This is a genomic window from Comamonas denitrificans (genome assembly GCF_017368815.1).
Lineage (GTDB): Bacteria > Pseudomonadota > Gammaproteobacteria > Burkholderiales > Burkholderiaceae_C > Comamonas > Comamonas denitrificans.
Genome location: NZ_JAFNME010000054.1, coordinates 1 through 9,181, shown reverse-complemented (window position 1 = coordinate 9,181; position 9,181 = coordinate 1). Strand labels below are relative to the sequence as shown.

The following is a 9,181-nucleotide window of genomic DNA, read 5'->3' as shown; positions in this document are numbered from 1 at the left end:
GCTGACTTGCCAGAAACGAACAAGCCGTCCTTGGGCGGCCTGTTTCATTAAAAGATAGTGCCAAAGGGAATGCCAAAAAGCGCCAAAGACCGCGCCGATTAGCGCCAAAGGTTGCGCCGCGCCATCCAATGACCGCCAAAGACGCTGCCGCACGATGAAAAAAATGCGGTAGATCGCGTAGAATGCAAGAACGATTCTCATTTGTATATTGGTTGAGGTTTATGCATCGCAAACTTTGGTGGCTTTTCGCGTGTCTTTGGTGTGCTGTGGCCGGTGTTGCTTCCGCCCAAGCGCAAGAGGTGTCGGGGCAATCGCGCCAGCTGTGGCAATTGCTGGAGTACGTGGCCGTGGATTACGGTGGTGCCGTGGAAAACGGCGTGATTGCCAGCGAAGGCGAATACGCCGAGATGGTGGATTTCACCGCCACCGCCCAAAAGCAGATTGCGGCGCTGCCCGAGCATCCGCAGCGCGCGGCCCTGGCCCAGCAGATTGCCCAATTGCAGCAAGCGGTGCATGACAAAGCCGCTGCCGACCAGGTGGCCGAGTTGGCCCATGGGGCGGCGGCCAGCTTGGTGCAGGCCTACCCCTTCCCGATGGCGCCCGCCTTTGTGCCCAATGTGGCCCAAGGCGGCCAGCTGTACGCCCAGCAGTGCGCCAGCTGCCACGGGGCCAACGGCGATGGCAATGGCCCAGCGGCAGCGGGGCTGGAGCCACCGCCCATTGCCTTTACCGATAGCGAACGGGCCGATGCCCGCAGCTTGGCAGCGTTGTACCAAGTGATTGCGCAAGGGGTGGAGGGCACCTCCATGACCGACTACAGCAGCCTGCCGGAAGAAGACCGCTGGGCGCTGGCCTTTTTTATCAGCACCATGTCGTATGACGCGGCGTTAAAACAGCAAGGCCAGCAGCAGTGGCAGGCCGATGCCGCTTTGCGCAACCACTTCAATGAGATGGGGGCGCTGACCACCGCCACGCCTGCCAGTATCGAAAAAGCCCTGCCCCAGGCCGATGGCCGCGCGGCGCTGGCCTATTTGCGGGCGCACCCCGAGGTGATCAACGCGGGCAAGCCCACCGGCACGGCCTTGTCGCGCCTGCGGTTGCAAGAGAGCTTGGCCGCTTTGCACAGTGGGGACACAGCGGCGGCTATGCGCCTGGGTTTGTCGGCCTACCTCGATGGGTTTGAGCCGCTGGAGCCTGCCGTCGCGGCCCGTGACAAATCGCTGATGCTGGCGGTGGAGGCGGCCATGCTGCAGTACCGCGCAGCCATCAGCCGCCAGGATGTGGCCGGGGCGCAGGCCGCCGCCCAGCAGCTGGAAGCGGCTTTGCAACAGGTCGATGCCCTGCTGCAAGACGGTGCCAATGACACCAAGGCCACGTTCCTGGGGGCGTTCACCATCTTGCTGCGCGAAGGCCTGGAAGCCCTGCTGATCGTGATTGGCACGGTGGCCCTGCTGCGCCGCGCCAACCGCCGCGATGCCCTGGGGTATGTGCATGCGGGCTGGATCAGCGCCTTGGTGGCCGGGGGGCTGACCTGGGTGGTGGCCACGTATATGGTCGAGGTCAGCGGTGCCAGCCGTGAATTGACCGAAGGCCTGGGCTCGATTTTTGCGGCGGTGATTTTGCTCAGTGTCGGCTTGTGGATGCACAGCAAGAGCAGCGCCGGGCGCTGGCAGGAGTATCTGGACAGCAAACTCCAACACGCGCTGGGCAAGGGTTCGCTGTGGGGCTTGTTTGCCCTGTCGTTTGTGGCCGTGTACCGCGAGGTGTTTGAAACCGTGCTGTTCTATACCGCGCTGGCCGCCGACGGGCATTACAACGCCTTGGCCGGGGGCGGCTTGGCCGCTGCTGTGGTGCTGGTCGTGCTGGCCTGGGTGCTGCTGAAAACCAGCGCCCGGATGCCGATTGGCAAATTCTTTAGTGCTACGTCCATTTTGGTGGGGGCGCTGGCCGTGGTACTGATCGGCAAAGGCGCAGCGGCCTTGCAAGAGGCCGGTTGGCTCACGGCCACGCCGGTCGCTGGCCCGCGCCTGGAGTGGCTGGGCACCTACCCGACGGCCGAAACCTTGGCTGCCCAGGTGGTGATGCTGGTCATCGTGGTGGCCGGGTTTGGCTTTAACATGCTCAGCGCCCGTCGCCCCACTCCTGCCAAGGCGTAAATTTTTATCTAGCGCTTACCGCTGAATAGAAAAGGGTTTCAGGTATAAAACTGCCTGAAACCCTTTCTTTGTCAGCGCAACACACTATTAAAGAAAGAGATTGTTCCAGCATGTTTACCGGCATTGTTCAGGCGGTTGCCACCATTGCGGCCATCCAAGAGCGCCCCGGCCTGCGCACCTTCACCCTGGCCTTTCCCGAAGGGTTTTGCCAAGACCTGGCCATTGGTGCCAGCGTGGCCACCGATGGCGTGTGCCTGACGGTGACCGACATCCTCTCCCCCACCCAGGCGCGTTTTGATGTGATGCAGCACAGCCTGGCGATTACCACCCTGGGCGGCTACGCCGTTGGCCAGCGGGTGAACGTGGAACGCGCGGCCAAAGAAGGGGCGGAGGTGGGCGGGCACATCCTGTCCGGCCACGTGGATGGCACGGCGCAGCTGCTGGACATTGCGCCGACCGAAACCAACTACAAAATTCGTTTTTCCCTGCCCCCCGCGTTGGCCCCGTATGTGTTTGCCAAAGGCTATATCGCCATCAACGGTGCCAGCCTCACCGTGGCCGAGGCCGACCGCCAGGCCGGCTGGTTTGACGTCTGGCTCATCCCCGAAACCCGCCGCGCCACCGTGTTTGAGGACAAGCGCGTGGGCGATGCCGTGAACATCGAAATCGAGCGCAGCACCCAGGTCATGGTCGATGCCGTGCGCGAAACCGTGGCCGCCAGCCTGGGGCGGCTGCGCCCCGTGCTGGAAGCGCTGCTGGCTGAAAAAGGGCTGAAGCTGGATGATTTCATGGATGCTCCACGGGTACCGTAGCCAAACACGAATTTCGTGCAACACGAAATTCGTGTAAACTGCGCCGCATGAAAAACCTCACCATTACCGTGGAAGACAGCGTGCTGGACTGGGCCCGCATTGAGGCGGCCCGCCGGGGCACCAGCGTCTCGCGCATGGTGGGCGACTTTATGGCCGAGATGCAGCAGCGCGAAGATGCCTATGAACGCGCTTACCTGGCCTGGCGCACCGATGAGCGCACCTGGCGCGGCGCTCCCCCGCAAGCTGCACAATTGGTAGCGCGTAGCGTAAGCCCAGTGCGTGAAAACGCCTTAAATACCCCCAAATCCGGAGGGGCGGCATGACCCCGGTATTTGTCGATACCTCGGTGCTGATCGCGGCCGAAGACACTGGGGCACAGGCCTTGTACGCCGCCTGCCTGGCCTGGCTGGATGCCCTGTGGCAGCACCGCAGCGGGCGCACCGGCAACCAGGCGCTGGTCGAGTTCTATGACCAGGTCGTGGCCGCCCCCCAGCCCATGCCGCGCGGCGATGCCCGCGCCGCCATGCGCCGCTACCAAACCTGGGCCCCCTGGAAAACCGATGCCGCCACGCTGGAAACGGCCTGGGCCATCGAGGCGCGGCACGCACTGCCCTTTGGCGACTGCCTGGCCCTGGCCTGCGCCCAGCACAGCGGCTGCCCGGCCATGCTGAGTGTGGACCTGCCCCATGGTGCGGTGTACGGTGGGGTGCAGGTGCTGCACCCCTTGCGCTGCACGCCCCAAGAATTTGCAGAAGGAAGCCTATGACCACCGCCACCACCGCCGCCGCCCCTGTTACCGCTTTGCAGCGCATCCGCCCCGATGTGCGGGCCATGGCGGCCTACCACGTGCAGCCTGCCGCCGGGCTGCTCAAGATGGATGCCATGGAAAACCCCTTTCCCCTGCCGCCAGCGTTGCAAGCGGCGCTGGGCCAGCGGCTGGGGGCCTTGGAGATCAACCGCTACCCCGGCGAGCGCATTGGGCTGCTGCAGCAGGCGCTGGCGCAGTATGTGGATTTGCCCGCCGGGTGCCAGCTGATGCTGGGCAATGGTTCTGACGAGCTGATCAGCCTGGTCAGCCTGGCCTGCGCCCAACCGGGGGCCAAGGTGCTGGCACCGCTGCCGGGCTTTGTCATGTACGCCATGAGTGCGCAGCTGCAGGGCTTGGAATTTATTGGCGTGGATTTGACGGCCGATTTCGCCCTGGATGTGCCCGCCATGTGCGCCGCGATTGCCCAGCACCGCCCCGCCATCACCTACCTGGCCTACCCGAACAACCCCACGGCCACGCTGTGGCCGCAGGCCGATATGCAGGCCGTGATCGACGCAGCAGCCCAGGTCGGCGGCATCGTGGTGGTCGATGAGGCCTACCAGCCCTTTGCCAGCCGCACCTGGCTGGATGCGATTCGCGCCCAGCCGCAGCGCAACAGCCATGTGTTGCTGATGCGCACCTTGAGCAAATTCGGCCTGGCCGGTGTGCGCCTGGGCTACCTGCTGGGGCCGCAGGCGCTGGTGGCCGAGATTGACAAAGTGCGCCCGCCCTACAACGTGAGCGTGTTGAACAGCGAAGCAGCCCTGTTCGCGCTGGAGCATGCCGATGTGTTTGCCGCCCAGGCGCAGGAGCTGTGTGCCCAGCGCACCGCCCTGGTTGCCGCCTTGCAGGCCATGGAGCAGGTGGAAAAAGTCTGGCCCTCTGAAGCGAATATGGTGCTGCTGCGCGTGCCCGATGCCGCCCGCACCCAGGCGGCGATGAAGGCGCGGGGCGTGCTGGTGAAAAACGTCAGCGCCCTGCACCCGCTCTTGGCCAACTGCCTGCGCCTGACTGTGGGCAGCGCCGAAGAAAATACCCAGATGTTGGCCGTTTTACAGGAGTCCTTATGACCAGCAATGCCTTAGTCACCACCCAGCCCATCACCGCCCGCACCGCCGAAGTGCAGCGCAACACCGCCGAAACCCGCGTACACGTGCGCGTAAATCTGGACGGCACCGGCCAGGCACGGCTGAACTCGGGCATTGGCTTTTTGGATCACATGCTTGACCAGATCGCCCGCCACGGCCTGATTGATTTGGATGTGGAATGCGCCGGCGACCTGCACATTGACGGCCACCACACCGTCGAAGACATCGGCATCACCCTGGGCCAAGCCTTTGCCCAGGCCATTGGCGACAAAAAAGGCATCCGCCGCTACGGCCACGCCTACGTGCCGCTGGACGAAGCCTTGAGCCGCGTGGTGATTGATTTTTCCGGCCGCCCGGGGCTGGAGATGGACGTGCAATTTACCGCCGGCAGCATTGGCCAGCTCGACACCCAGCTGGTGTACGAATTTTTCCAGGGCTTTGTCAATCACGCGGGCGTGACGCTGCACATTGACAACCTCAAAGGCAAAAACGCCCACCACCAGTGCGAGACGATTTTCAAAGCCTTTGCCCGTGCCGTGCGCTTTGCGCTAGAGCACGATGAGCGCATGGCCGGGGTCATCCCCTCGACCAAAGGCGCTTTGTAATTCTTAAATAAAGAGCTGTTAGCGCTGATAAATCAACTCATTTGGCGACAAAGCAACTCAAAACCATTGATTTATAAGCGCAACCAGCTATGCAAACCATGAAAAACACCGTCGCCATTGTCGATTACGGCATGGGCAATCTGCGCTCCGTCTGGCAAGCCGTGCAGGCGGCCGCGGCCGACAGCAGCGTGCAGGTACAGGTCACGCACGACCCGGCCGTGGTGCATGCGGCCAGCCGCGTGGTGCTGCCCGGTCAAGGGGCCATGCGCGACTGCATGGCCGCCCTGCGCCACAGCGGCCTGGAAGAAGCCGTGCGCCAGGCCGCGGCCAGCAAACCGCTGTTTGGCGTGTGCGTAGGCATGCAAATGCTGCTAGAGCACAGCGAAGAGGGCGACACCCCCGCGCTGGGGCTGATCCCTGGCCAGGTGCGCCGCTTTGATCTGGCCGGCCAGCGCCAGGCCGACGGCAGCCGCTTCAAAGTGCCGCAAATGGGCTGGAACCAGGTGTGGCAAACCCGGCATGACGGCCAACACCATCCCCTGTGGGCGGGCGTGGCCGACGGCAGTTTTTTCTACTTTGTACACAGCTACTACGCCCAGCCCACGCGGGCCGAGGATGGCGCGGCAACAACAGAGTATGGCTTAACGTTTACCAGCGCCGTGGCCCGCGCTAACATCTTTGCCACGCAATTTCACCCGGAAAAAAGCGCGGCCCAGGGCCTGCAGCTGTACCGCAACTTTCTGCACTGGCAGCCTTAAGCGCACGCTCTCATTCCCTTTCTCAACCTGGCACTTTTTCGCCACTTTTTGCACTTTAAACACCCATGTTGCTCATTCCTGCCATCGACCTGAAAGACGGCCAATGTGTACGCCTGAAACAAGGCGATATGGACCAATCCACCATTTTTGGTGACCCGGCCGAAATGGCCCGCCGCTGGCTCGATGCCGGGGCACGGCGCTTGCATTTGGTCGATTTGAATGGTGCCTTTGCCGGCCAGCCCAAGAATTTGGCGGCCATCAAGGCCATCTTGAAAGAGGTGGATGGCGAAATTCCGGTGCAACTGGGCGGCGGCATTCGCGATCTGGACACGATTGAGCGCTACGTCGATCTGGGCATGGACTACATCATCATCGGCACCGCCGCTGTGAAAAACCCCGGTTTTTTGCAAGATGCCTGCAGCGCCTTTGGCGGCCACATCATCGTTGGCCTGGATGCCAAGGATGGCAAAGTGGCCATCGACGGCTGGAGCAAGCTCACCGGCCAAGATGTCATCCCCACCGCCAAGCGCTTTGAGGATTGGGGCGTGGAATCCATCATCTACACCGACATTGGCCGCGACGGCATGCTCAGCGGCATCAACATCGAGGCCACCGTCAAACTCTCGCAGGCGGTGCGCATTCCCATCATCGCCTCGGGCGGCCTGGCCGGCATGGCCGACATCGAGGCCCTGTGCGCCGTGCAGGACGAGGGCATCGAAGGCGTGATCTGCGGCCGCGCCATCTACAGCGGCGACCTGGACTTTGCCGCCGCGCAAGAGCGCGCCGATGCGCTGACCGAATAAGCCGAAGAACCCTCTGCGCCACAGCGGCCAGCCATGCCTGGCCGCTGTGCTTTGCGCAATGAAAAAAAGATAGGCCACGATCTGTCGCGCTGCGGCATCCAGGCACCGGCTTGCGTGGTATCTTGCCCCGCAAGGTTTCTTTGTTTTATTTTTTTAAAGTGATAGCCCATGCTTGCCAAACGCATCATTCCCTGCCTGGACGTGACCGGTGGTCGCGTGGTCAAAGGGGTCAATTTCGTTGAACTGCGCGATGCCGGCGACCCGGTGGAAATTGCCGCCCGTTACAACGAGCAGGGGGCCGATGAGCTGACCTTTCTGGACATCACCGCCACCAGCGACGGGCGCGATCTGATCCTGCCCATCATTGAAGCCGTGGCCAGCCAGGTCTTCATTCCGCTCACCGTGGGCGGTGGGGTGCGCACGGTGGACGATGTGCGCCGCTTGCTTAACGCCGGGGCCGATAAAACCAGTTTTAACTCGGCGGCCATCAGCACGCCCGAAGTGATCAACGCCGCCAGCGACAAATACGGCAGCCAGTGCATTGTGGTGGCCATTGATGCCAAGCGCCGCACGCCGGAGGATGCCCAGCGCATCGGCCCCAATGGCCAGCCCGTGGGCGATGGCTGGGATGTGTTCAGCCATGGCGGGCGCAAAAACACGGGGCTGGATGCCGTGCGCTGGGCGGTGGAGATGGCCGAGCGCGGCGCGGGCGAAATTTTGCTGACCAGCATGGACCGCGATGGCACGAAAAGCGGTTTTGATCTGGCCCTGACCCGCGCGGTCAGCGATGCCGTGGGCGTGCCGGTGATTGCCTCGGGCGGCGTGGGTAATTTGCAGCACTTGGCCGATGGTGTGACCCAGGGCGGGGCCGATGCCGTGCTGGCCGCCAGCATCTTTCACTATGGCGAATTTACCGTGCGCCAGGCCAAAGAATTCATGCGCGAGCGCGGCATTGCGGTGCGCTTGTAATCGTTAAAACAAGAGCTGTTTACGCTGATATATATTGAGTTTTTGATGCTTTAGGCCATGAAATTCAATCAATACCAGCGCAGCAAGCTATTTAAATAAAGAGTTGTTATGGATTGGCTGGAACAATTGCGTTGGGATGAGAAGGGTTTGATCCCCGTGATCGCGCAGGAAAAAGACACGGGCGATGTGCTCATGTTCGCCTGGATGAACCGCGAAGCGCTGCAAAAAACGGCCGAGCTGGGCCGCGCCGTGTACTTCAGCCGCTCGCGCGGCAAGCTGTGGTTCAAGGGCGAAGAATCGGGCCACGTGCAAACGGTGCACGAAATTCGCGTGGATTGCGACCAGGATGTGGTGCTGCTGAAAATCACCCAAACCGGGCACCAACCCGGCATTGCCTGCCACACGGGCCGCCATTCCTGCTTTTTTAGCCTGCTGCGCGATGGCCAGTGGCAAGCGATCGATCCGGTCTTGAAAGACCCGGCCAGCATCTATAAATAAAGCCCATGACCCAAGAAAACACCCTGGCCGCTTTGGCCGCAGTCATTGAAAGCCGCAAACCCACCAATGGCGGCAACCCCGAAACCAGCTACGTAGCCCGCCTGTTGGCCAAGGGCTCGGACAGCTTTTTGAAAAAAATCGGCGAAGAAGCCACCGAAGTGGTCATGGCGGCCAAAGATGTGGACTACGGCGCGGACAAAGACAAGCTGGTGTACGAAGTGGCCGACCTGTGGTTTCACAGCATGGTCATGCTGGCGCACTACGGCCTATCGGCCCAAGATGTGCTGCGCGAACTGGCACGGCGCGAGGGCCTGAGCGGGCTGGTCGAAAAAGCCCAGCGCAGCGATTCCTGAACAGCAAAGGAGCGAGGATGAACCAAGACCAAGACATCTGGATGCGCGTGGGCGGCAGCGACAAGACCGAACAGCAAATCGCCAATCTGCGCCAGCTGACGCTGATTTTGTACATCCTCTACGCCTCGTGCTGGATTTTGGGTGGGCTGCCGGCCATCGTGGCCATCGTCATCAACTACATCAAGCGCGAAGATGCGGCGGGCACCGGTAATCCCCCCATAAACCATCACTCTGAGAAGTAGAGCTATGCGGCCATGGCCAGCCGCTGTCTGGGGGTGATGCCGCCCAATGCCATATTTGGGCGTTCATGGTTATACCGCCATATCCACTG

13 protein-coding genes are annotated in these 9,181 nt (G+C 62.1%); 12 read left to right on the top strand and 1 reads right to left on the bottom strand.

Annotated features, from left to right (window positions below; all coding sequences use genetic code 11):
- On the bottom strand, positions 1-201 hold a 201-nt coding region (locus tag J1777_RS13855; protein ID WP_207576260.1), incomplete at its 3' end, for a hypothetical protein.
- 20 nt (positions 202-221) lie between these two features.
- On the opposite strand from J1777_RS13855, the gene J1777_RS13850 reads away from it, so the two are divergent.
- The 12 genes from J1777_RS13850 (at position 222) to J1777_RS13795 (ending at position 9,092) form a co-directional block, all read left to right on the top strand.
- The gene (locus J1777_RS13850) at positions 222-2,156 is read left to right on the top strand and encodes an FTR1 family protein (protein WP_207576259.1); all 1,935 of its coding nucleotides are present in this window, start codon (positions 222-224) and stop codon (positions 2,154-2,156) included.
- Positions 2,157-2,266: 110 nt separating this feature from the next.
- Entirely contained in the window at positions 2,267-2,968 is a 702-nt protein-coding gene (locus J1777_RS13845) for a riboflavin synthase subunit alpha (RefSeq protein WP_207576258.1), read from the top strand.
- A gap of 47 nt (positions 2,969-3,015) precedes the next feature.
- Positions 3,016-3,291, top strand: coding sequence for a hypothetical protein (locus J1777_RS13840; RefSeq protein ID WP_207576257.1), 276 nt, complete (start codon positions 3,016-3,018; stop codon positions 3,289-3,291).
- Positions 3,288-3,734, top strand: coding sequence for a PIN domain-containing protein (locus J1777_RS13835; RefSeq protein ID WP_207576256.1), 447 nt, complete (start codon positions 3,288-3,290; stop codon positions 3,732-3,734). The genes J1777_RS13840 and J1777_RS13835 overlap by 4 nt, the downstream gene beginning before the upstream one ends.
- Positions 3,731-4,846, top strand: a complete 1,116-nt coding sequence (gene hisC / locus J1777_RS13830; protein WP_207576255.1) for a histidinol-phosphate transaminase — start codon at positions 3,731-3,733, stop codon at positions 4,844-4,846. Before J1777_RS13835 ends, hisC begins: the two co-directional genes overlap by 4 nt.
- On the top strand, positions 4,843-5,469 hold the full coding sequence (gene hisB, locus J1777_RS13825; RefSeq protein ID WP_207576254.1) for an imidazoleglycerol-phosphate dehydratase HisB: 627 nt from the start codon (positions 4,843-4,845) through the stop codon (positions 5,467-5,469). Before hisC ends, hisB begins: the two co-directional genes overlap by 4 nt.
- Before the next feature lie 89 nt (positions 5,470-5,558).
- Positions 5,559-6,227, top strand: a complete 669-nt coding sequence (hisH, locus tag J1777_RS13820; protein WP_207576253.1) for an imidazole glycerol phosphate synthase subunit HisH — start codon at positions 5,559-5,561, stop codon at positions 6,225-6,227.
- A 65-nt stretch (positions 6,228-6,292) separates the two neighbouring features.
- Complete coding sequence (hisA, locus tag J1777_RS13815) at positions 6,293-7,030, top strand: 1-(5-phosphoribosyl)-5-[(5-phosphoribosylamino)methylideneamino]imidazole-4-carboxamide isomerase (protein ID WP_207576252.1); 738 nt, start codon at positions 6,293-6,295, stop codon at positions 7,028-7,030.
- A gap of 168 nt (positions 7,031-7,198) precedes the next feature.
- Positions 7,199-7,999, top strand: a complete 801-nt coding sequence (gene hisF / locus J1777_RS13810) for an imidazole glycerol phosphate synthase subunit HisF (RefSeq protein ID WP_207576251.1) — start codon at positions 7,199-7,201, stop codon at positions 7,997-7,999.
- Positions 8,000-8,107: 108 nt separating this feature from the next.
- Entirely contained in the window at positions 8,108-8,497 is a 390-nt protein-coding gene (gene hisI / locus J1777_RS13805) for a phosphoribosyl-AMP cyclohydrolase (protein WP_207576250.1), read from the top strand.
- A 5-nt stretch (positions 8,498-8,502) separates the two neighbouring features.
- On the top strand, positions 8,503-8,850 hold the full coding sequence (locus J1777_RS13800; protein ID WP_207576249.1) for a phosphoribosyl-ATP diphosphatase: 348 nt from the start codon (positions 8,503-8,505) through the stop codon (positions 8,848-8,850).
- A gap of 17 nt (positions 8,851-8,867) precedes the next feature.
- Positions 8,868-9,092: a hypothetical protein gene (locus J1777_RS13795; protein ID WP_207576248.1), complete on the top strand. Its 225-nt coding sequence runs from the start codon at positions 8,868-8,870 to the stop codon at positions 9,090-9,092.
- The last annotated feature ends 89 nt before the right edge of the window (positions 9,093-9,181 follow it).